The organism is Bilophila wadsworthia ATCC 49260 (assembly GCF_000701705.1).
Taxonomy (GTDB): domain Bacteria; phylum Desulfobacterota; class Desulfovibrionia; order Desulfovibrionales; family Desulfovibrionaceae; genus Bilophila; species Bilophila wadsworthia.
In genome coordinates this window covers 1-21812 of the sequence record NZ_JNJP01000012.1, presented here as the reverse complement: position 1 = coordinate 21812, position 21812 = coordinate 1, and the positions used below count along the sequence as shown (strand labels likewise).

The following is a 21812-nucleotide window of genomic DNA, read 5'->3' as shown; positions in this document are numbered from 1 at the left end:
CCCCTGCACACGCTCCGGGGCCGAAGATTTCACAGTACCGTGGGCACATCACAAATCGTTTTCCTGTACCGCAGGACGTCCGGCCCATGCTTCACCCTCGGTAAACTCAGAAAAAGCTTTTTCGAAACGCAAGAACGATGCGCCTGTTCCCGTACTGCGGGATTTCCCGACTATGCATTTCACGTCTGGTCTGGCATTAGCCCTGTCCAGATCGCGGGTGTGCAGCAAAAGGATGATGTCCGCGTCCTGCTCAATCGCTCCAGATTCTCGGAGATCGGAAACACGGGGTTCCCGCTTGCCTTCTTCGCTTGAGCGGTTAAGCTGAGAAAGCAGGAGTACAGGAACTTGCAGATCAAGGGCCATTTGCTTAAAGGAGCGTGACATCTCCGCAACTTCTCGTTCTCTGCTGGTGCTTTTCTCGTCAGGATGCAAAAGCTGGAGATAGTCCACTACGATGAGCCCTAAATCCTTGATGCCCCGCGCCAGCCTGCGGACTTCGCGGGGGCACATGGGCACAGTTGACTTTTCCACGATGGACAAGGGAAGGGCTTCAAGCTGCCCTATGGCGGCGTCAATGGCTCCACGGATCTGCGGCGTGACGCCCATCCCTTCACGGAAAAACCGTCCGTCGATACGCCCTACGCGGGAGATGAGACGATGCCCAAGGCTTTCGTCGCTCATCTCGCATGAGACAAAGAGCACACCCATTCCGCGCCATGCGGCACCCAACGCCACATTTGCGGCTAAAGCCGTCTTTCCAAGTCCGGGACGAGCGGCAAGGACGATCAATTCCCCCGGCATGAATCCCCCACGCAAAACGCTGTTCAAGCTTTTCCACGGAGTCTGAACCTTGCGCAGCGATTGCGGATTATCGAGCTTTGCCCGAATGCGGCCCATGAGGTTCGACATAGTTACGGCTTCCTGAATCCCTCCCGAAGCTTCAACAAGCTTTCGGGCACGGTCAGCGATGTATTCGGAGTCCACGCCGTAAACCGATGCTTCCGCAGCAATTTCGAGCAATCCGGCATGGAGTTCCGCCCGGCGATGTTCATCGGCAAGCTTTCGGGCCAAACTCTCGGCATGGCCTTTCAGCCCCCACGCGGACGTAGAAAGTTCAGCCATGCGCGCCATATCCGGGGCGGGCCAAAGTTCAGGATCTTTCGCCCAACGCGATTGCATCTGCGTTGCCAACGCGGTGAGATTGGGACGTTGACCGGACTGACGGAGCAAATCGAGAGCCACGGCAAGCGGCGCAGCTTCTGGCGTTACAAAACAACCTGCGGGGCAGATATCGAGTACATCCCCAAGCAAATGGGTATCCCGGTTCATGCCCGAGAGAGTCGCGGCAATAACGCTGGACTCAAGCTGTGCACGGGCTTCCGAGGCCATGACGGGCTTTGGCGCGGGAGCGTTCTGCCTGCGGGCCATGATGCCGCGTTCAAGCGTCTGAACTGCCATTTCAAGCCACCTCCCGATTGTCGTACTTGCCTTCAATCACGCCCATAAATCCGCTTGGGGACATGAGCTTGTCGAAATCCACCCGGTACACTGTCCCATCTCGAAAAGCCTTTTTGCCAGTGAGAAAATCAGACCGGGAAGCCCTTGCAAACAGCCGCCGAAAGTAATCCAGCCTTTCGGCGGCGGAGGTGTCCCTGTTCAGCATTCGCAGCCTCTCTCCGGTCTCTGTCCATCTGGCCTTCATTGCCCCCTTGCGCTTTGCGTTCACGATTGCAACTCGGGGATGCTCCGGGAAAGCCTCGTGATACAGGCCGACAATGGCGTCATAGGGGCAGGCTGGCGAGGCATGGTCCTGCCGCTTTTCGCCGGGCTGGGAGGCGTCGGCGGCTTCGGCGTCGACAACTACCCCGTCAGGGGTAGTATCTTCTCTCGGAGAGAGAGAAGAGGGAGTCAGAGAAGAGGGAGTCAGGGGGATTTGACCAGAAATTACGGGAGCACTTCGATCCTTTTCGGGAGCAACACCGTAATTGTCGTGTTTTGGTGATGATTCATGCGCTGCAAAGTCGTCAGGATGTGCGGGAAGTTCGCTACATTTCTCGTTTTTGTGGGGACTTTGGTGTCTCTTGAACTGAGGAATCCAGATAAGGTTCTGCCCATTCACCTCGTAAAAACGAATCAGTCCCGAAGATTCCAGTTCTCCCAGAAGAGAGGCGACGTCTACATTGTCAAAAGGAAAAATTTCGCCTTTGATTTTCTTGGGGCGATTTTCTAGACGGCCTTCCCTATCCGCCATCATCCAGAGGCCGGGGAAAAGAAGACGTGCAGCCGTAGAACAATCGGCAAGCTGATCATTCTTGAAGAAACCGGGCTTTATATCACGCGCTCTCATGGCTTGCCCCCTCCAACTCGACAATTTTGTTATGCTCTATCTTAATTCTAGAGTTGATGTCATCGATATTGGAGATGCTGGCATTTCTCTCAATGAGGTACGTTCTTACACGGCACAATCTGTCTATCTCTCTCAAAGAGTCCATAATCTCATCATTGACTTTCTGCGAAGATTCCATCATAATTCATCCATTGAGTTGGTTTTATGTTTGGCCCGGTGTTCCCGCATCGGGCCTTTTCTTTTGCCTCAAGGCTAGCGCCCATCATCAGGACGAAAAACCTTGCAGGGCAGAGGCGGGGATGTTATCGTTTTCCTGTCCTGCTAAGACAAATACCTTTTTCTGGAGAGCCGGGGATTCCACCCCCCGGCTTTTCGTGTTTCTGAGCATCAGGCGCACCCTCCCAGCCGCTTATTGCCGGAAGGCGTGTTGATCCGTCCCTCCAGCCATGACAGGAAGGATTCGCGCTCATAAGCCACACAACGCCCAAGCCGCACCCCGCCCGGCCCCTTCCCCATGGAGTCGAGAGTACACAACCGCCCGGCAGAGTAGATGCCCTTGAGGGCTTCCGCCGCAACCTGTCGGGAAAAGGTAGGGGGAAGCGCCTGACGCAATGCTTCAATGAAACCTTCATTCATAGAAAAACTCCTTGGTTAAACGTTGAACTACCATATCCGGCCTCTTCTCGCAGTACAGGCGGCAGAAGTTCACGTCTTTGACGAACCCGTTTCGAGACGTCCACGCCGGGACTCCGTACTCTTTCGACCAGTCCGCAAAACACAGGACGCGCCGCCTATCACGGTGAAGCCGACCCAAACGGCACGGGCCTATTATACCCATGCCTGCCCCATAACCTGGTATTCCGGGATACCACCCGTTTCAGATTCGCTGCGGAGCTTTTCCCAACAAGCTGAACACCTGTAGTTGTTTGTGGGCTTCCCGCAGTCATGGCACTTACGCTTGAAAAGTGTTGACTGATTGCTCTGTGGATGAGCTTCAAGCCATTCTTCGCGGCTCACCCCGGCTCTGAAAGCATACCCACAAACTTTGTCGCAAAAAGCTGCATTCCCTTTCGCTGGAAATTCTTTTCCGCAGCACTTGCACTTTTGAGGCCCTCGCGTCTGTGCGGCCTTATCCTTGCACTCTTTTGAGCAGTACTTTGCGGTTTCGGCAAAGTACCGTTTCACTTCAAACATCCGACCGCACTGTTGGCAAATCAGGATCGGCATTTTACTGCCTCGCTTGGTTGTAATCTCGCCTATACCGAGTGTTCGTCTGGTCTATCTCGTCCTTCCATTCTTCCGCAGCCTTGGAGACGATGGACGGATGCGCTTTTTCCTGCATGAGCATGACCATCTTCCCGCAGCATATGGTATCGTCCACGGATTCTCCTTCCCAAGTCGGCTTGTCTGGCTCTGCCCATTCCTTGGGCTTCACGACATAACCGGGCCTGTCCGCCAGCCATTCCAAGGGCGCGATTGAGCCACAGGAGGCCATAATGCCGAGTAGTGCGTCCGCTCCGAGCTTCGCGCCGTCGTCAGCCGGGTTCAGCTCACGCTTGAGAGTCGGATACGGCTTGCCGATCTCGGCGGCGATGGCCTTGATCGGCTTTTTGCCTTCATCGATCATGGCCTCGATAACTTCCGTCAACGTGTTATAATCTTGGGTATTCATCGATCATTTTCCTTGGTGTATACCCATGCTCTAATGGGGGCATGGAATCTTTCGTTCACCTGCTCATCACTCGCCACCGTGCCGTCTGGCGTGTCCGCATCCTGATCCATAGGGATCCCCGGATACGCTGGAGGGCGTACCGCGTCGCGGAGTACCCGACGCCCGAGGCTGTGGCCCGGCGGTGCGCGGCGGGGTTAGTCACGATCAAGCCAGAAAATAAACCCCATGAGGGCGAAGAAGGCCACCTTCGCGGCGATATCAGGCCAGTCCATGACTCACCTCTTCGGGTTCGGTGGGAGTGCTGGGAGCGGCTGGAAATTGCCCCTCGTAAATGAACTCCCATAACTTGAACAAGTTGTCAGAATTAATCCTTGCCCCTGACAAAAAACGCGAAATCGACGCCTGAGAAACTCCAGTCTTTTCTTCGACTTCTATCTGGGTTGCCCGGGTAATCTGCATTCTTTCGCGCAAGTGAGTTCTGAAAAGTTCGGTGTTCATGGCGTAAGTATATACATATACGTATCTATATGCAAGTAAAATTACATTTACGAAAGATGACTTTTTGTCCTCAGTATCGTATGCAGGAACGTATGGAACTAGAAGAAAAACTCATGGCTCGGTTGAGGGACATTTCAGATCAACGCCAGATAGCTGCATTTGCTCAAAAATGTGGCGTCAGTCAGGCGAACTTGTCGCGTGCTTTAGGGGTCAAAGCCCAGCAACTTGGGCTCGATAAGGTATCAAAAATATTGTCAGCTATGGGGGCATTGGTGATTTTCCCGGATGAAGAAAGGTATCCTGTAATGCGTCGTATGGCCTGTCACTCTCCTACTGAAAACGTAACAGGGGACAACTTACATGAGATACCTGTCTTTGAAGAAGCAGGTGCCGGACTACCAGCTGAATTTTTTTCTACCGCTCCAGAAAATATGATCCCTGTTCTCCCTCAGTATAATCTTCCCGATGTTCGTGCCGTTAAAGTTACTGGCGACAGTATGGAACCTACAATCTTAAAAGGGGCTTATGTAGGTGTTATCCCTCTTGACGACGAACTAGAGGACGGCGGCATTTACCTTGTACAGCGTCCCCCATTTGGTTTGGTTGTTAAAAGAGTTATGCAAGATGAGGATGGTAATATTATCCTCCATTCAGACAATCCCAGATGGAAACCACAGAAAGTTTCTAATGAGGGATACGACAACATCATTATTGGGAAAGTCGTTTGGACTTGGCAGCTTGTTTAGTTACCGTGTGGGCGTGGCGTGACGTGAGCTGTAAATGAAAATCCCCGCCGGAGCGGGGAGGAGGGAGATGCAATGGGTCCAGTTGATAAAGTTGCATATGAAGCTTTGAATAATTATTGTATTAAACTAGAAGAACATCTCCAGTCTGATGTTTTTTTGTTTTATGGTGGTATTCACCCTAACCACAGAACATTCTTTACCACTGAATTTGAAAAATTAGCTAGAAAGAAAAAACATAAATCTCTTGCTGTCAATTTAACAACAAATGGCGGCAGTGTAGAAATGGCTGAGATAATGGTTGAGGTGATGCGTAGGTTCTATGATGAAGTATATTTCATTGTACATGAATATGCATACTCAGCGGGTACTATTCTTTGCATGTCTGGCGACAAAATATATATGAATTTTGCCTCATCATTAGGCCCTATAGATCCTCAAGTATTGTCTAATGGACAATGGGTTCCTGCACAAGGGTATTTAGATCAATTTGATGCAATATGTAAAAAATCATTAAATAAAGATTCTAATAACCCCATAAGTCCAGTAGAGTTACAAATGGCTTTAAATTTAAATCTTGCTGATTTAAATTTTTATCAACAAGCACGAAATATAACCGTAACGCTATTAAAAAAATGGCTCGTAAATTATAAATTTAAAGACTGGACAATTCATAGTAAAACAGATACCGAAGTCACACTTAAAGAAAAAGAGCATAGAGCTGAAGAAATAGCTAGAATATTAGGTGATAATGCTCATTGGCATATACATGGAAGACATATAGGAATAAAAACTCTTCAAGACGATCTAAAGCTAAAGATTGAAGATTATTCAGACGACCTTAAATTATATAGATTAGTAAAAGAATATAATAGACTTGCGATTGACTTTTCATCAAAATATAACTATCAATTATTTTTACATACTAGAGAAATGACTAATGGGAGTTTACTCTAATGAAAATCGACAAAAAGCATTATAAAATGTCATTATTACTTAAAAATATAGAAAACAATCCAGCATTGAAACATCATCATGAAATGATGTTAATTTTAAAAAATATGGGCATCAAGACAAACCCTATTCAACAAGTTGATTTTACAAATAAAAATATCACCGAACTATCTAATATGAATATTAATCCATTAGTACCTTAACGGAGCCTCCCTTTGCCCCTCCTCGTGAGGGGCTTTTTTGTGCCCTATGGGGCGTGACCGCCGAGCCTTCGTGGTGTCGGCGGTATTTTTTGATTCAATATATACATATATGAAATTTTTATTGACGTAAAATTCGCATACGTATATATTGTCTTCACAACGAACGGGGAAGGCGAACACGCCAGGCACCTAGCCGGAAAGTAGCCAGAATGCCCCGTGAGAAGGAAGCCGGTTTGGGCGGCATGAAGGCCGTAGCGGATACGGTGGGCGGAGCAAGAGGCCGCCCGGAAAGCTCGAAAGAGGCCCGTGAGACTGGTGATGTGAAGACAGGCCGCAAAGGGACGGCGGGACGGAAAAACGGCTGAAAAGAAGGCCGAAGCGCAAAGCGCACCGAAGCGACGGGGGCCGAGCCGACCAACAGGGCCCACGGTTACGACACAAAGATCGGGCCGTGAAACGTGATGAAATACGAATTTCTACATCCGGGCGGTCAGTTGACTTTCTGACAATTCACCGCCCCGCATGAGAGGCGCAGCGACAATGCGCGTTGCGCCGAACCATGCGTCCGGGTTTCCGCATGGATAAAATTCCACCCCGGCGGGGATTGGCCCCGCCGGGTTTTGACAAAAAAACAGCCTAGGTATCTCATTGCACTAGTCAACAAATTAGGTTATATTTCATTTCTCAATCAAAATATTTTAACAGATTCGAAACAGACCGTTAGGTCGAGTCTGCAAAGGAGGAGGAAAGGGACATGGCACCATATAATAGTCTTGATGTTGCATCCTTCATTGCCCAACTTTGCAGAGAAAAGGGATATTATTACAACAATACAAAAATTCAAAAACTTCTGTATTGTTGCTATGGAAGCGTTCTTGCTTCCCGGAATGAACGTCTTTGTGACGAATATCCTCGTGCCTGGCAGTATGGCCCTGTATATCCTCGTGTGTTCAACTTTATTAGCAAAGGTAAGGGAAGTCTTGAAGATTATTGCCCTAACTTCTCTTGTGATGACGATTTAAAGAACTTTTTGAGCAAGGTCATTGATGTTTTTGGAAAGTATACTGCTGTAGCCTTATCTAATTGGACCCATAAGCCGGGCTCACCTTGGGATACAGTGGTGAACTGTATTGATGGAGAAGGAAAGGGAATGAATAACTTCATTCCAGATGACCTAATTGCACAATACTTCAAGGAACATGTGATCAAGGCTACCGCGAATGGATGACATCCGAGACCCTCTCACAACAGACGAAAATTGTTACGCACAAGAAAAAACCGCTGATAGTTCAGCGGATCCGGATGAGTACGGGAAAAAGCGTCGGTCTATGCACTTCAAAGAAGAAGTGTGGTTTTACTGGGTTCGTGTGGGGTTTTTGATTGTTTCCGCTTTTGGAAGTTTTTCCGTTGTGTTAGTATATATGTGGCATTTGATTGGACCTAGTTCTTGCCGTTGGCTTTGTGAGAACGAACTGACCAAACTCAAAGAATTAGCACTCACCATTATTGTCGGACTCTTAATGAGTGTAACTACCACATATTTCTTTAAGAAAAATGGTAATAGATAACAAGGGCGGTTCTTCGGAGCCGCCTTTTTTCGTGCCTAGCCCCATCGAAAAGCCCGGACATGCTCCGGGCTTTTTCATTGATTCCGGGACTGCGGAACGAATTTCAAAACAGAGGAGAATGTCCATGATGCAGTTCATCGTAATTTCGCATTCGGAAAGCGGCCCATTAGTTGAAGAGTTCGAGACGAAGACGAAGGCGGTAGACTTCGCGGAGACTGTAGCCAGCGAGGGTATGCCCTCGACCATACTCATGAGAATTTCCGAGATTCCCGCAGTCTTGCCAGAACGCGAAGACTTCGGCGTTCTCCCCGGCATCGACTTCCCCGCAACGCTGCACCCCGCTTGGTAAAGCGCCTAGCCCCGCACTTGCCCCGGAATCCGGGGCAGGAAACGGGATTGGGACAAATCGTATTTCAATTATGGAGGACACATGGAAGTTACAGCAATCAGAGATACTGGTTACGGATACCAAGTCTTCATTAAAGCGGCACGGATCAACGGAATCAAGCTGTCTCAACGTACCGGATATAACGTCTATGTCGCTTGCGATATGGGACGCAAAGGCTTTCTCAAGGTAAGTCGATTCGAAATCACTGACGAGACAGAAAAGGCTCAGCTCGTTTCTCGGTCGTGTGCCACTGCATCCGTAGAAGCTGCATGTAAGAAGGCAATTTATGCATACTGCAACGAACATCGCCAACGGGCTACTCCTGTCGCCTAGCCCCGTAGAAGCCCCGAGAAATCGGGGCTTTTTCATCGGGATTGGGACGCCAATCCGAACTTCAACGCAGGAGAGAGGAACCATGAAGCATTTAAACAGGATGACCGCCCGTGAGCTAGAAACGGAACTTTCCCGGCTGGTGCATCTCCGCACCGCGACCTGCCGCATCACTCCAATCTTTGAACCGCAGGGCCTCGGGTTCGTGAACGACATCGATGGCAACGAACTCGCCCATTGTGCTCACGGAAGCATCCGTGACTACATCGTCACGTTCGACCCCGCCACAGTCCGCGGACTTCTCGACGTCGCCATTGACGCCGTATCCGCCAGACTCGACGCGGTTGTCGAAGCCGGACGCAAGAGGGACGCGGCATGAAGTGGATAGAGCAATACCCCGTCGCGTGGCGCGTCGCCCTGATCGTCCTCTGCTTCCTGCTCGTGGGCTATTTCGAATGGGAAGACCAAAAACTCTTCAACAACATGGCACCCCTGAGCGTGGAGGCGGAACGATGAATATCAAGGAACCGATTTTGATTCGTGCTTCCAGCCTCGCCGGGCTGTTTGAATGCCCGGCCCGATGGGAAGCCCAAAACATCCGCGGACTACGGACGCCTTCCAGCGGTTCCGCACGGCTCGGAACCGCCGTCCACACCAGCACGGCGCTGTTTGACACTTCGCGCATGAACGGAACGGGCATCACCCCGGACGAAGCGGCGGGCGCGGCTGTAGACGCCATCCACAAGCCGGATGAAGAAGTCCTTTGGGACGACCTCCAGCCCACGGAAGCCGAGCGTATCGCCCTCTCCCTGCACCGCCTGTACTGCTCCACCATCGCGCCCCGGCAAACCTATGCGGCGGTCGAGGCCACCTGCGAACGGCTGGACATCGCGGATCTTGGCATCGCTCTAACGGGAACCGTGGACCGCGTGAGGCGGACGGAGGACGGCTATGGGATTGCCGACATCAAAACCGGGAAATCCGCCGTCGGCGCGGACGGAACCTGCAAGACACAGGGACATGCCGCCCAACTCGCCGTCTACGAACTGCTGGCCGAGCACAGCACGGACATTTGCATCGAAGCCCCGGCCCAGATCATCGGGCTGCAAGTCGCCAAGACGGAAAGGGGCCAGCGCGTGGCCACAGGGACAATTTCCGGCGGGCGGGATCTCCTCATCGGCGACGAAGAATTTCCCGGTCTTCTCGAAATGGCCGCAACCCTCATCCATAGCGGCAACTTTTACGGCAATCCCCGCTCCAACGGGTGCGGGGAAAAATACTGCCCTATCTTCAACACCTGCAAATGGAGACGATGACCCATGAGCCAGACAACTACTCTAGCCACCCTTCGCCAACCTGAAACCTCTCCTGCCATTGCTGTTGGTTTCGACACGGTTGCAGGCTTTGAAGCCTTGCAGCGGATGGCAAAAATGTTTGCAAAGTCCCCGATTACCCCCGATCAATTCAGAAAACCATACGTAAACGAAAAAGGTCAAGCAAAGGGATGTGGAACTGAAGACGAAGCTGTCGGGAATTGCACCATAGCTATGGATATGGCCATTCGTATGAGAGCCAATCCGCTTATGGTCATGCAAAACATCTACGTAGTCCACGGGCGTCCCGCATGGTCCGCACAATTCCTGATCGCCACCCTCAACCAGTGCGGACGGTTTACGTCCATCCGCTACGAATTTCAGGGCGAAGAAGGCAAGGATGAATGGGGATGCCGCGCCGTGGCTACCGAACTCGCCACAGGGGAAAAGCTGGCTGGACCGCTCATCACTATCGGACTGGCAAAAAAGGAAGGATGGTACGGCAAGAACGGGAGCAAGTGGCAGTCCATGCCGGAACTGATGCTCCGTTACCGGGCGGCGTCGTGGTTCGTCCGGGCCTACGCCCCGGAAATCGCCATGGGCTTGAAGACCGCCGAAGAAGTGCAGGACACGTATGATCTCGAACCCGCCGAAGACGGGACATATCGCGTATCCGTGCAGGAAATGAAGGAAGAAGCGCAGGACAGGGATACCCCGTCCAAGCGTAGCCGCCCCACCAACGCCGAAATGGAAGCCCGACGCAAAGAAGCCGCGGACGCATGGCTGGCCACGGGCAACCCTCTTGAGGACGTCGAAAAACTGGTGAACGCCTACGCCCGCAACTGGACCACAGCGCAGTGCGAAAAGGCCAAGCAACTTGCCGCCGAAGCCATGCGGAACGGTGCGCAACAGGACGTCCCGGAAGTATCCGAGCAGCCGGAAGCGCAGCCCGCCCCCGCCGCCAACATGATCACCTGTCCGAAAACCGAAACGCAGGTCAGCGACTGGACGTGCTCCGACTGCGAACAGCGCGCCGGATGCCCGGCGTGGGCCGAATAACCACCCCGGCCCGGCTCACCACCGGGCCTTTCTTTTACCATAAGGAGAAAGAACCATGAGCAGCCCTCTCGACATGCGAACCATGAACAACGGCGGCGTGGTCGAAGCCGTCAACATCGCGCTTGCCAAGGTCGCGGACAACATCGCGGACGTGAACACACCGCCGGACAAGCCCCGTACCGTCACCCTCAAGATCACATTCAAGCCCGACGAGAGCCGGACGCTGATCGCATCCAAGGCGGTCGTGACGACCAACCTCCAGCCGCAGGAGCCGCAGACCATCCCGGTCGTGCTCGACAAGCTCGACGGCGCGCCCATGCTGTTCGAGTCCTTCACCGACAACCACCCCGACCAGTACCGCTTTGACGGCACCATGCCCTCTGAACTCAGGGGGAACGGCAGCGTGACCGTGAACGTAACCCCGTTCAAGAAGGCTGAGGAACATCCCATCAACCAGTAACCAAAGGAGAATCACATGGAAATCAACCGCCTCGAAGCTGACAGGCACCTCATCGGCGTAGGCCGGGAACTCGAATCCCTTGACGTCAAGGCCAAGGCCGCTCTCCCCGTTCACGTCACGGAAGACGGGCTATGTTTCTACAAGCCTGACCAGAGGGACACTTGGAAACCCCTGTATAAACCGGGACAGGAGACGCTCAGCGTTGGCACCTTGCAGGCCGTGGTGGATTACCTCAACCAGAACCCAGACGGGCTGGACCTCGGAAAGCTCCTTGTCCACGTCTGCGATGTGACGACCGTGAAAGTCATGTCCATCCCCTTTGGGGGCTGGAAGCAGCGCAACACGTACATGCAAGCTGAGGCAGTCGTCCCTGCCCATCGTTTTGGAAGCTGGACCTCGCCTGATGAGTTCGTCCCCTATCTCCAGTCCTGCTTTGTCCCCTCGGACGATCTCGACGCGCTCATCAAGATCAGCGGCAATCTTGTGGACACCTCGGAAGTCCGCGTACAGGACGACGGCGTGTCGCAGGAGGTTTCCATCCGCCAAGGCGCGGCCCGTAAGGCCGAAGTGCCCGTACCGTCCCCTGCGGTTATCTTCCCGTTCAGCACCTTTGCGGAAGTCGCGCAGCCAGCGCACAAGGTCGTGTTCCGGCTCCAGTCCAGCCCGCTGGCCTGCAAACTCATCGAATGCGACGGCGGCGCGTGGAAGCTGGAAGCCATCGCCAATATCCGCACATGGCTGATTGAAAACCTGCCCGAAGGCGTGAAGGTCATCGCGTAGCACCCCACGCCCCGCCCTCCCCCGGCGGGGCTTTTCATACCCCAAACCGTGGGCCGCGCATCCGTCACCACGCGGGATGATATGCCAAGAATCACAAAAAATAGCGTAAACTGGCAGAAACATGCGCCGACAAAGAATTGCGCGAATTGCAAGCATGTCGAGCGCATTGAGAAAAAGGGATACTACGGTACATCGTACTTTGACGGTTCCCGCTGTACGCTCAATGGCTGGAAGACTGGTACTTTGGCAATCTGCGATAAATGGACGGAAAAGGCGGAATGACAAAATGGGAAAGGCGGCTCACGTGGATGTGGGTCGCCTTCTTTCTTTGGCTGATCTGGGCAACTAGCCCCATAAGGGAGTGATACAAATGGGAGGGAGTAACGAGTTCGTTCGTCCGTCCACATCTTCGGCAGGGGCGTGGCTGCATGAACAACGCGCGGTGGGGGGAAGTATTGAGATATCTTTCAGTTTGTTCCGGTATTGAAGCCGCGACAGTGGCGTGGGGGCCGCTCGGATGGAAACCAGTCGCATTTTCAGAGGTCGAACGGTTTCCTTGTGCCGTGCTTGCGCATCACTACCCAGACGTGCCCAATCTCGGTGACATGACAAAAATCGACGGGAGAAAATACCGTGGAACAGTTGACCTTCTGGTCGGGGGGACTCCCTGCCAGGACTTCTCCGTCGCCGGAAAGAGAGCCGGACTTTCCGGAGAGCGCAGTGGACTGGCCCTCGACTTTATCCGCCTGGCTCGTGAAATTACACCGCGCTGGATTTTTTGGGAAAACGTTCCCGGATGCCTGTCAACGAACGGCGGGATCGACTTCGGTTACTTTGCCCAGGCGCTGGCTGAATGCGGGTATCATCTTGCCTACAGAATCCTGGACGCTCAGTTCTTCGGAGTTCCCCAGTGTCGCCGTCGAGTCTTCCTTGTCGGATATTTTGGAGACTGGCGGCCTCCCGTCGCGGTACTTTTTGAGCCCCAAGGCTTGCGCAGGGATACTTCGCAGGGACGGAAAACGCGGCATGTGTTCCCTTGTCTCACGCGAAGAGGGGCGACTGCTTACGATGACCGAACGCCGTATGTACTGGAAAAAACAGGCGTCAGAATAGCCACGCCCAAAGAGTGGGAACGCCTTTTCGGTTTCCCTGACGATTACACGCTTGTCCCCTACAAAGGAAAACCTGCTGCCGACAGTCCGCGCTACAAAGCTCTCGGAAACAGCATGGCCGTTCCCGTTATGTGGTGGATCGGAGAAAGGATACAGAAATGGGAGAACATGTATGCATGCTGACGGATAAGGAAAGGAAGTGGCTGGAGTTTCGGAAGGACGTGTGCTTCCGGTGCAAGAAGCGCAGGCAGACATGTAGCCCTGTGCTTCGTGAGATTTGCCAGAAAGCTAGATACCCCATTCGTGATTTGGCGATGGTGATCCCGCCAGACTACCGCGACGCCGCAGAGTTCGAGGCGAGAGCAAAGATAATTGCACTCCATCTCGACATTGAAGACGTACCATGTGCCCACGGGATGAGAATGGCACATTTGCAAGCTGAGAAGGAGATGGACAATGAGTGACACCTCCCTTGAATCCATCATGAAGTGCTCGAAAGAGGCGATTGCGCGGGCGTATATGTGCAAAATCAGTGCATCGGTTTATACTCGATGCCCGCTACATGGCGAAGAAACAGAAAATTGCCCTATGAAAGAGGTGTGGTGCTCAGACGTTACTCCGCAAGCTTGGGAAGAAGTGTTGAACAACGCGCAGGAGAAGAAAGATGACCGCACAGGAATGGCTTGACGAGCTTGAACGGCTCATGGAAGCCGCACGCGAGGCCGTGGAGGAAGGGAGATGAACAACTTACTTGAAGACCTCAAAGCACGTACCGAAGAACGGGACATGGAAAAAAAGAAAGTTCTTTGGCTTGCACAGCAATGTGCCGCTTCTGGATGGTGTCCTTTTTCAGCGGATAAAGCTAGTTGCGATTATAGAACGACCCAAAATGTTGAAGGAATGTGCCTTTGTATGGACGCCAATAAAACGACCTCATGTTGGGATCAGGCCGCTGAGGAAAAAGCAAAGAGGTGAGTATGCCCGAAGAACTGACGTTGCTACCGTGCCCGGCGTGTGGGGCTTCCGATGTGGTCATGAGAGTAGATACGAGAGCCTACGGATTCTGTCCCGCGTGCGGGATGTGCGGCCCTTGCGCTCCAAAGGTCGACGTGGAATATGCTGTCAAACAATGGAACGCCCTGCCCCGAGCGCTGGAGTGGGCGGATAACCCGCCTCAGGTTCCGGGATGGTATTGGTATAAAACATCTTCACACCTTGGGATTACGAAGTTCCCCGAATTATGCGACAGAACAAGAGAGGGCTGGCAATGGGCAGGCCCCATCCCCGAACCCCGCGAACCGAAGGAATAGCCACATGGAACGGATGTACTACATCGGAGAAGGCCCGGAATGCGTGGAACTCATCGAACTTGCCATCAGCAAAGCGACAAAGTGTCGATATGCTAGAACCCTGCTCATAAACGACTACAGCGCCCACAGCCTGCTCCTCAACGACAAGAAGACCCCTGTGGGCCTCCTTTTCGACAAGCCGTCCGACGAACTCTATCTGCGTGGCGTCCCCGGGAAGATGGCCCCCGGGTACGGATATTTCCCAAACCTTAACACGCGCGAGGGGAGGCAACTTGCTGCCCGGCTGGCTTCCGAAGACGTACAGTTCGACACCAACGTCTTCATGGCCGAAAAGATCGGACTCGGTAAAGAGTATAGCGAAGACAATATCCACTACATGCCAAGGGTATCCATCCGAAGCCTAAAGATATGCTTTAGCGTGCCCATTCCCTTCGACGAAGAATTGCCACAGGTACCCAAGTGGTTGCGCGAAGTAACTTTTTCAGAAATAAAGAAGTTCTGCGAATACTAGTTAATAACGCCGCTGTAGACGTTTGGAACTCTCAAGCCAAGCGCGAACCGAAGTAGCCCCTAAAGGGGCTTTCCTTTTTCTGGAGGAGAACATGCGAAGACCCATCAACCCCGTAATCCCGTACCCGCACGAGGCCATCCAGCACACCCGCTGTGTTCTGGCCTTGTCCATGATCACCGTGGCGCTATCCCTCCTCAAGCTGGAAATGCTGGCGCAGCTTGGCGACCTTGGCAGACAAGTCGAGAAGGTCAACCGCTGGATCGACCGATGCGCGGACGACACGCAGAAGCGCAGGCTCTCCGCAGGCGCGAAACGGGATCTGGATGCCCGGTTCCATATCCTTGCCGGGCACGTAGGGGATATTCAGGCGTCTGCCGCCGATGCTTCCCGCTGGACGCAATGGGGCGCCGGGATGTGGGCCGGGCTGACCTTCCTTGAGGACTGCCGGAACACCTGCCCCGCCTACTTCCGGGGCCTTCATTGGCACAATCTGCTCAAAACGCTGACCACGCTGTGTAATGCGCTCGAAAAGGTCGACCCCCAGATAGCGGAGATCGGGACGCGGGTGTACGAGCGGGCCGCGTAGGGAGGACAAGATGGAAACACTCACCGCCGACGAGATGAGCGAACGGCTCGGCATCAGTCGGGAAACATTCCGTAGAATTTGGAAAATATACCCCCATATCCCTGTAGGACGCGGAAAAACGCTCCGCTCCGTCCGCTTCCTTTGGGATAGCGATACACTCAAAGAGGTTTCTCATGTCCATCAGGAAATACAAGACGAAGAATGGTATGCGATACGCGGCGGAAGTGTTCGAAGGAGGGCAAAGAATCGCGTACCGGGGCGGATTCTTGAGCAAGATGAAGGCGCTCGAATGGGAATCAATCGTCAAGAAATCCGCAACTATGCCCAAACGCTTGGCCTTGTATGAGGTTTCGGCTCTCTATCTTCAAAAACGCGAAGGAAGATGCAAGAAGAACACACTCATCTATAAGAAAAGCGTTCTTCGAAAGCTAAATAAGTTCATCGGACCTAAAGCCGAATTCTCAACTATCACAAAAAACGATCTGGAAGCCTTTCTTGAAGCAGCCAAGGAAGCCGTGAGCGCAAAATCCGCGAACAAGTACCGTATCGAGTTATCAGCGCTTTACTCATGGGCCGCACGAGAGGGGTACGTTCCGGTCAATATTGCGCGCCAGACTGAGCCTTTCGCCACAGTGCAGGCCGTGAAATATATTCCACCGAAAGGTGACGTTGCCAAGCTCATGTCCTGCGCTACAGGGTTCGAGCGGGATTTCCTGCTCTGCCTTCTCCATACGGCGGGGCGCATTTCCGAAATCCGCGAAATGGCGTGGGAAGATGTCGATCTGGAAAACAGGACCGTCCGGCTGTGGACAAGCAAACGCCGGGGCGGGAACCGGGAATCACGCACGATTGCCATGAGCCCTACATTATATAGCGTGCTGTTCCGTCTCTATGCCTTACGCGAAAATGAGCGGTTCGTTTTTGAAGCCCCCGGAACGGGTCTTCCCTATCCGCGCACCACGCCGCGCATCAAGACTGGGGTAGCGATCAATTCGGGACATGCGGGTAATTCGGGAAATGGGTAGATTGGCCTTGCGTCACGGGATGTTATGAAAAATTTTGAGGCGGAAAATTTCGCGCGCGATTCGGAACAGATTGCTCATTTTTGATCGCCAGTGGGGTATTTTTAGCGCGCAATTCGGGATGGAATGATCACAGGATGATCAAAAACGGGCGGTTCCTCATCGGAGCCGCCCGTTTATTGTTTGGTGCCAAAACGTACACCAAAACACATGTATTTTTCGCGGTAAAAACAGGCCGCGATTTTTCGTTTTCTACTTATATTCCCGTCCGCTCCATAAAACGCGGCCTATGACGCGGAATTGCCCCCTATTTTGAATCTATGGTCTTCGTAAGCTGTTTGCTGAAAAATTTCGTTCTTCCCAAGTGCAAGTCTGAAATGAATCCCGAAATCTGATAAGAGTATTAACTATATATAAATCATATAGTTAATTTGAATAAAAATATTTTTCATTCCAAGAAGAACTCGGAAGTGCGGCAGCCAGAAAGGTTGTAGGTTTATCCTCAGAACTTACAACCAAAGCTACAACTGCTTTTTTGTATAAATATTTTTAATTTCCGTATATTAGAAAAATATCTATTTTTGGAACATACAACCGCTTTTGCCTCGCAGGGGGTAAAGGTTAGATTGCCGAGCTTTTACCTTAACCTTTACCCTAGCAAAACAATATATCATATTGTTTTTAATAGTAAAAATGATTTTTACGAAAAAAAGAAGTTTTACCTCACCAACCCTTTTAGCGGCTAAGTGAAGTTTTGCATAACCTTTGCATGAAGCTTTGCTTGTCTATGTTTACTTAACATATTTATATTATTACATATAGTTTCTTTTTGTAAAAATATACTTGGCTCTCTTCTTTCACAGTTTTTCTCGCTACACACTTCCTCAAGTATAAACTTCCCACCCCGAAGTTTATACTTATCTTTATACCAGTAAAAATGATGCAATCATTTGAAATAAATTAATATAAAAATTTTCTTACTCGGAAAAACTTTATACTGGGTTTCTCTTCCCTCATCTCTCTTGAGAGTTCAACTTCGACGCTGGAACTAGAACATTAACTTGAACGCGACTGCTAACACATAACATACTTATATATTTATCTATGTTGTTTTTTTCAAAAAAATGGACTTGAACACGATTCTTTACCCTTTTTAAGGCTTATTCCCCGCTCCCTTTGATGGTATGAGCGACGACACCCCCTGTCACGTTGCCGTTTACCATCACATTTTGCCCTCCACTCCCAGTTCCTCCTGACACCAATACCGCAAGTGCAGCCTTCCTGATGGCAGGGCTTGCCTCTCTATAACACTGAAGTACGACTCGTTCTTCAGGTGCGAGCGGAGAGTTCTCTTCTCTTGTATCTGTAAATAGATATTTTAAATCAAATCCGATAGTTGCAATGGATGCAATGTATTTCGTGTCAGGCTTTCTTTTACCTGTCTCGTAGTTTGATTGTGTGACATATGAAATAGATACAGCCTCTGCAAGTTCTTTTTGTGTGAGTCCTAGCCGTTCACGTTCATTTTTGAGCCGCTGGCCAAAATTATCCATACGTTTAAAAACCTCATTGACTTAATTTAAACAAACGACTAAACTCTTTTTATCAAATAACGACAAAAACGGAAAACAAACGACACCTAAACCCCTACACGGAACCGGAAGGGGGCGCAAGTACGGGAGGATATTATGGCGGAAAAGAAGGCTTCCGGGCGGCTTCGGACGCCGGAAGAGATCAAGAAGGAGCTTGCACGGCGTGGCGAGACTATCGCCGATCTGGCACGGCGACACGGGCTGAACCCCAAGTCCGTCTATGACGTGATGGCGGGACGGATCAAGGGAACCTATGGAGAATCCCATAGGATCGCCGTCCTGCTGAGGCTCAAGGACGGCACTGTCGGGGATGAAAGTTGCGGCGGTAAACGCACAAAAAGAAAGGAGGCAGCGGCATGAGCGAACAATCCCGGTCCTATCGACAAATCCGCAGCGCCGTACTTGCCGAGGTAGCCCACCTTGAATGGGAACAGGCCGTAACGGTGCTGGTTTCCGCAGTCAACGAACGGACGGTGGAGGGAGGATTCCAAGCCAAGGTGGAACTTGTCCCGTTGTGGAGCACCAAGGGGCCGTACTGCTGCATGGACAGTACCTACATCCCGAAGAGGTAGGGCGGTATGAAATTCACCGGACCCGTCTGTAGCTTCTGTGACGTCAAGGAAGAGGAAGAGAGTTGTAAAGCTCTTATCGAGAACAAAGACTGCACAAGGTACATCTGCGACCAGTGCATCAAAGGAGTCACAGCCCTTTTAAAGGCCAATCCCGGAAGAAAGCATCTTCGGTATTTGCCGAAGAGGAACAAAAAGTAAGGAGAAGTAACATGACTCAACAGTACAAGTCCAATCTGTCCGACAAGTTGCGGAACATTGTTTGTGTCCTGCGGAATGGCGGGATGCCTAAGGATCACATGGTTCTCCTGTTGGCACGGCTTAACAGGCTTCCCGTTTCGGCGATCCGCCGCGCTCTCGACGAGTGGAAGACGGGGAGGCAACGGGTAAGGGAAATCAACCGCCTTCTGTTCCCCGATGAACCGATCCATTTCTTCGACTAGCGGTGCAACATCAATCAATGAAAGGAGAAACGGCATGCCCCCCTCTATCGAACGAATCCCCATCACCTGTACCATCTTTCATAGAAACGCGTGGACCCTCTATCTGGAGCAGGATCGCGAAGATTTCTGGATGAACCTTGGTCCTGTCTGGGGACGCTTCACCAACTGGGACCGTCTGCGTGGGCTGAAAACCAACCCTAAAGCTCTGCTCTTCGTGCTGGTTGGGGTACTTCCGAAAGATTCGGAAACGCCCGCTCCGATCGTTGAAGGGGCAAACGTCCTGTGGCGGCAAAAGGAAGCCTTTGAAGTTGCGGAACGTAGAGCCGCTTATGAGCGGGGCTTTGCAGAAGGTATCTGAGCATTTCCGCCTCCTCGGCATTCCCGGACGGTCCGGGAGTTAGATGGTTGATTCTGATGTGCCCAATCTAACCGAGAAGGCGGAACCTTACAAACCGGGGCCGCAGAGCGCCCAGAGCGCCACGGTCACCCTACCGCGCCCGTGTAGGCCGCCTGCTACGCCATGCGGCGGGCGGCGAAACCTGCACAACGGCGAATACCGCGAGCCTCCACGCGGGACGCTCCCCGGAGCGGCATAATCCGGGACATATTTATGAGGTGAGGATATGAGCGAGATCAAGGAAGCATACACGACACGCGAACTTGCCGAGTTTAAGGGCATAGCGCCTAAGAACTTGCTTAGCCGTGCAAAGCGTGAAAACTGGCCTTCCCGCCCTCGCTCCGGTCAAGGCGGTGGCTTCGAATATCCCACCATCACGCTCCCCACCGACGTACGCGAAGCGATCGCGTTGGCCGTCTCCGCCGAGGAACGGGAAAGTCTCCCGGTCGCCCTTGAACCCGCCACGCCCGCCGTCCCTCAAGACCCCGTCGTTTCCCTCGCGCATCTTTCTTCCCGTGAACGGGATGTCGTGTTGTCACGCAAGGTGTTTATTGACGCCGTATACAATTTTGAAATGGCAGGACATACGCGCCGGACGGCAATCATCACTCTGGCTGAAGGATACAAAAACGGCACATTGCCGCAAAACCTCATGGATGCGGCCTATGTCGCCAACGCCCGTCGCAACTCTTCACGCGGGATCTCCATTACCAGACTTTATGATTGGTGTTCGACATATGAAACAAAGGGCATCCTTGGTTTGGTTCCCATCAATCCGCAAAAGGATATGACGCCTCCCGCATGGCTCCATGTCTTTCTGCAACTCTGGCAAAAGCCTCAAAAGCCCTCAGTACAACAGTCATACAATGAATTTGTGACACTGATCAAATGGGTTGGTGCTGGTATGCCCGAAGGTACTGTACTGCTTTCGGCTCTTCCCGGCAAAGAAATAGCTAGAAAGCCTCACAATAGCGGCATCCTGAAAGAGTTAGCCGAACACCCGGAAAACGTCCCGTCCGTTCATGCCGTGCGGCGCTGGCTGGACAAGATACCGGAAAAGGAACGGATGCACGGGCGCACCACGGGCAACGCCTTTCGGAAGTTCTGCGCGTACAAGCGCCGCTCGACGGAAAACATGCTCCCGGTGGAGGGCTTCACGGGCGACGGCACCACGCTCGACGCCATGTTCTATCACCCCTACCAGAAACGGGCATTCAAACCGGAAATCACGCTCATTCTGGATATTGCCACACGCAAATGCGTCGGCTCTTCCGTGGATACGTCAGAAAACGGCCTCACCGTACTGGACGCACTCCGGGCGGCTTGCGTGAGCTACGGCATTCCGCAGTTTTTCTATACCGACAACGGGCCGGGCTACAAAAACGCCATGCTCACCAGAGAAGGCACGGGTATTTTGACGCAGCTCGGCATTGTCGCCAAGCATTCGATCCCGTCCATTCCTCAGGGCAAAGGGCTTATGGAAATAGCGGTCAAAACCATCTGTACCCCTCTCTCCAAGCGTTTTGATTCCTGCACGCACCACGACATGGACTCGGACGCGGCTCGAAAGTTCTATCTGCTTACCCGCAAGGAAATCGAAAAGACCGCAAAATCCGATAAGTTGCCTACGCTTGATCAGCTTCTCGCGGCGCTCCAGTACCGCATTGAGGAGTACAACGCCACGCCGCACACGTCTCTCCCGAAGTTTACGGATGCCAACGGCAAGCGGCGAAACTACTCGCCCAATGAATATTGGGAAATGAAACTCGCCGAAAATCCCGATTATGAAATTTTGGCGGTGCCTTCAACGGTTCGGGACGAACTGTTCATGCCCACCAAGGAATGCCCGGTCAAAAACTGCCGGTTCAAGCTCGCCGGGCGCGAATATTACGCCAAGGAGCTTGATCTGTTCCACGGTGAAAAGGTCAACGTCCGTTATGACATGCGCGATCCCA

The 21812-nt window shown here is 52.2% G+C and carries 32 protein-coding genes; 26 read left to right on the top strand and 6 right to left on the bottom strand.

Annotated features, from left to right (window positions below; all coding sequences use genetic code 11):
* Nucleotides 1-48: 48 nt before the first annotated feature.
* The 4 genes from T370_RS23540 to T370_RS23530 form a co-directional block, all read right to left on the bottom strand.
* The gene (locus T370_RS23540; RefSeq protein WP_051643776.1) at nt 49-1458 is read right to left on the bottom strand and encodes a replicative DNA helicase; all 1410 of its coding nucleotides are present in this window, start codon (nt 1456-1458) and stop codon (nt 49-51) included.
* Between the two features lies 1 nt (nt 1459).
* The gene (locus T370_RS23535; protein ID WP_051643775.1) at nt 1460-2347 is read right to left on the bottom strand and encodes a hypothetical protein; all 888 of its coding nucleotides are present in this window, start codon (nt 2345-2347) and stop codon (nt 1460-1462) included.
* Between the two features lie 387 nt (nt 2348-2734).
* Nucleotides 2735-2983, bottom strand: a complete 249-nt coding sequence (locus tag T370_RS0106955; protein ID WP_029435247.1) for a hypothetical protein — start codon at nt 2981-2983, stop codon at nt 2735-2737.
* A 592-nt stretch (nt 2984-3575) separates the two neighbouring features.
* Nucleotides 3576-4019 (bottom strand): phage regulatory CII family protein, encoded by a 444-nt coding sequence (locus T370_RS23530; RefSeq protein WP_051643774.1) that lies wholly within the window; start codon nt 4017-4019, stop codon nt 3576-3578.
* Nucleotides 4020-4060: 41 nt separating this feature from the next.
* On the opposite strand from T370_RS23530, the gene T370_RS25360 reads away from it, so the two are divergent.
* Complete coding sequence (locus tag T370_RS25360) at nt 4061-4354, top strand: hypothetical protein (protein ID WP_162177135.1); 294 nt, start codon at nt 4061-4063, stop codon at nt 4352-4354.
* Here T370_RS25360 and T370_RS26275 read toward each other — a convergent pair.
* The gene (locus T370_RS26275) at nt 4278-4478 is read right to left on the bottom strand and encodes a helix-turn-helix domain-containing protein (protein ID WP_428829478.1); all 201 of its coding nucleotides are present in this window, start codon (nt 4476-4478) and stop codon (nt 4278-4280) included. The genes T370_RS25360 and T370_RS26275 overlap by 77 nt on opposite strands.
* 131 nt (nt 4479-4609) lie before the next feature.
* Here T370_RS26275 and T370_RS23525 point away from each other — a divergent pair, with 131 nt between their 5' ends.
* From T370_RS23525 to T370_RS0106860, 20 genes are all read left to right on the top strand, one after another.
* Nucleotides 4610-5263: a LexA family transcriptional regulator gene (locus T370_RS23525; protein WP_016361042.1), complete on the top strand. Its 654-nt coding sequence runs from the start codon at nt 4610-4612 to the stop codon at nt 5261-5263.
* A gap of 72 nt (nt 5264-5335) precedes the next feature.
* Nucleotides 5336-6217 (top strand): SDH family Clp fold serine proteinase, encoded by an 882-nt coding sequence (locus tag T370_RS24230; RefSeq protein ID WP_081847503.1) that lies wholly within the window; start codon nt 5336-5338, stop codon nt 6215-6217.
* Nucleotides 6217-6417, top strand: coding sequence for a hypothetical protein (locus tag T370_RS24930; protein WP_156034363.1), 201 nt, complete (start codon nt 6217-6219; stop codon nt 6415-6417). The genes T370_RS24230 and T370_RS24930 overlap by 1 nt, the downstream gene beginning before the upstream one ends.
* 209 nt (nt 6418-6626) lie before the next feature.
* Nucleotides 6627-6782 (top strand): hypothetical protein, encoded by a 156-nt coding sequence (locus T370_RS24925; protein WP_156034362.1) that lies wholly within the window; start codon nt 6627-6629, stop codon nt 6780-6782.
* A 389-nt stretch (nt 6783-7171) separates the two neighbouring features.
* On the top strand, nt 7172-7645 hold the full coding sequence (locus T370_RS24225) for a Panacea domain-containing protein (protein WP_081847502.1): 474 nt from the start codon (nt 7172-7174) through the stop codon (nt 7643-7645).
* Nucleotides 7638-7985, top strand: coding sequence for a hypothetical protein (locus T370_RS24920; protein ID WP_029435243.1), 348 nt, complete (start codon nt 7638-7640; stop codon nt 7983-7985). Before T370_RS24225 ends, T370_RS24920 begins: the two co-directional genes overlap by 8 nt.
* 124 nt (nt 7986-8109) lie before the next feature.
* Entirely contained in the window at nt 8110-8334 is a 225-nt protein-coding gene (locus tag T370_RS0106925) for a hypothetical protein (protein WP_029435242.1), read from the top strand.
* A gap of 81 nt (nt 8335-8415) precedes the next feature.
* The gene (locus tag T370_RS0106920) at nt 8416-8706 is read left to right on the top strand and encodes a hypothetical protein (protein WP_029435241.1); all 291 of its coding nucleotides are present in this window, start codon (nt 8416-8418) and stop codon (nt 8704-8706) included.
* An 82-nt stretch (nt 8707-8788) separates the two neighbouring features.
* On the top strand, nt 8789-9082 hold the full coding sequence (locus T370_RS0106915) for a hypothetical protein (protein WP_029435240.1): 294 nt from the start codon (nt 8789-8791) through the stop codon (nt 9080-9082).
* On the top strand, nt 9079-9219 hold the full coding sequence (locus T370_RS25490) for a hypothetical protein (protein ID WP_169739149.1): 141 nt from the start codon (nt 9079-9081) through the stop codon (nt 9217-9219). Before T370_RS0106915 ends, T370_RS25490 begins: the two co-directional genes overlap by 4 nt.
* Nucleotides 9216-10019 carry a RecB family exonuclease gene (locus T370_RS0106905; protein WP_029435239.1) on the top strand — a complete coding sequence of 268 codons (804 nt, stop codon included), beginning with the start codon at nt 9216-9218 and terminating at the stop codon, nt 10017-10019. The genes T370_RS25490 and T370_RS0106905 overlap by 4 nt, the downstream gene beginning before the upstream one ends.
* A 237-nt stretch (nt 10020-10256) precedes the next feature.
* Nucleotides 10257-11075: a hypothetical protein gene (locus tag T370_RS0106900; RefSeq protein ID WP_248604232.1), complete on the top strand. Its 819-nt coding sequence runs from the start codon at nt 10257-10259 to the stop codon at nt 11073-11075.
* A 55-nt stretch (nt 11076-11130) separates the two neighbouring features.
* Nucleotides 11131-11535: a hypothetical protein gene (locus T370_RS23520; protein ID WP_051643773.1), complete on the top strand. Its 405-nt coding sequence runs from the start codon at nt 11131-11133 to the stop codon at nt 11533-11535.
* Nucleotides 11536-11550: 15 nt separating this feature from the next.
* Nucleotides 11551-12315 carry a hypothetical protein gene (locus T370_RS0106890; RefSeq protein WP_051643772.1) on the top strand — a complete coding sequence of 255 codons (765 nt, stop codon included), beginning with the start codon at nt 11551-11553 and terminating at the stop codon, nt 12313-12315.
* 428 nt (nt 12316-12743) lie between these two features.
* Nucleotides 12744-13610: a DNA cytosine methyltransferase gene (locus tag T370_RS0106885; RefSeq protein WP_029435236.1), complete on the top strand. Its 867-nt coding sequence runs from the start codon at nt 12744-12746 to the stop codon at nt 13608-13610.
* Nucleotides 13611-13883: 273 nt separating this feature from the next.
* Nucleotides 13884-14114, top strand: a complete 231-nt coding sequence (locus tag T370_RS0106875) for a hypothetical protein (protein WP_029435234.1) — start codon at nt 13884-13886, stop codon at nt 14112-14114.
* Between the two features lie 51 nt (nt 14115-14165).
* Complete coding sequence (locus T370_RS24915; RefSeq protein ID WP_156034360.1) at nt 14166-14402, top strand: hypothetical protein; 237 nt, start codon at nt 14166-14168, stop codon at nt 14400-14402.
* Between the two features lie 339 nt (nt 14403-14741).
* A complete protein-coding gene (locus T370_RS0106870; protein ID WP_029435233.1) occupies nt 14742-15248 on the top strand; it encodes a hypothetical protein in 507 nt (168 codons plus the stop codon).
* Nucleotides 15249-15339: 91 nt separating this feature from the next.
* Entirely contained in the window at nt 15340-15834 is a 495-nt protein-coding gene (locus tag T370_RS0106865; RefSeq protein ID WP_029435232.1) for a hypothetical protein, read from the top strand.
* A 173-nt stretch (nt 15835-16007) separates the two neighbouring features.
* Nucleotides 16008-16859 carry a tyrosine-type recombinase/integrase gene (locus T370_RS0106860; RefSeq protein ID WP_029435231.1) on the top strand — a complete coding sequence of 284 codons (852 nt, stop codon included), beginning with the start codon at nt 16008-16010 and terminating at the stop codon, nt 16857-16859.
* Between the two features lie 1157 nt (nt 16860-18016).
* Here the strand turns inward: T370_RS0106860 and T370_RS24220 are convergent.
* Nucleotides 18017-18409, bottom strand: a complete 393-nt coding sequence (locus T370_RS24220) for a helix-turn-helix domain-containing protein (RefSeq protein ID WP_081847501.1) — start codon at nt 18407-18409, stop codon at nt 18017-18019.
* Nucleotides 18410-18544: 135 nt separating this feature from the next.
* Between T370_RS24220 and T370_RS0106855 the strand changes: the two genes are divergently transcribed.
* The 5 genes from T370_RS0106855 to T370_RS0106830 form a co-directional block, all read left to right on the top strand.
* Entirely contained in the window at nt 18545-18808 is a 264-nt protein-coding gene (locus tag T370_RS0106855; RefSeq protein ID WP_029435230.1) for a DNA-binding protein, read from the top strand.
* On the top strand, nt 18805-19020 hold the full coding sequence (locus tag T370_RS0106850; protein WP_029435229.1) for a hypothetical protein: 216 nt from the start codon (nt 18805-18807) through the stop codon (nt 19018-19020). The genes T370_RS0106855 and T370_RS0106850 overlap by 4 nt, the downstream gene beginning before the upstream one ends.
* Nucleotides 19021-19229: 209 nt before the next feature.
* Nucleotides 19230-19460, top strand: coding sequence for a hypothetical protein (locus tag T370_RS0106840; RefSeq protein ID WP_029435227.1), 231 nt, complete (start codon nt 19230-19232; stop codon nt 19458-19460).
* A gap of 34 nt (nt 19461-19494) precedes the next feature.
* Nucleotides 19495-19818 (top strand): hypothetical protein, encoded by a 324-nt coding sequence (locus T370_RS0106835; protein WP_029435226.1) that lies wholly within the window; start codon nt 19495-19497, stop codon nt 19816-19818.
* Nucleotides 19819-20083: 265 nt separating this feature from the next.
* On the top strand, nt 20084-21812 hold a 1729-nt coding region (locus T370_RS0106830; RefSeq protein ID WP_034505975.1), incomplete at its 3' end, for a Mu transposase C-terminal domain-containing protein.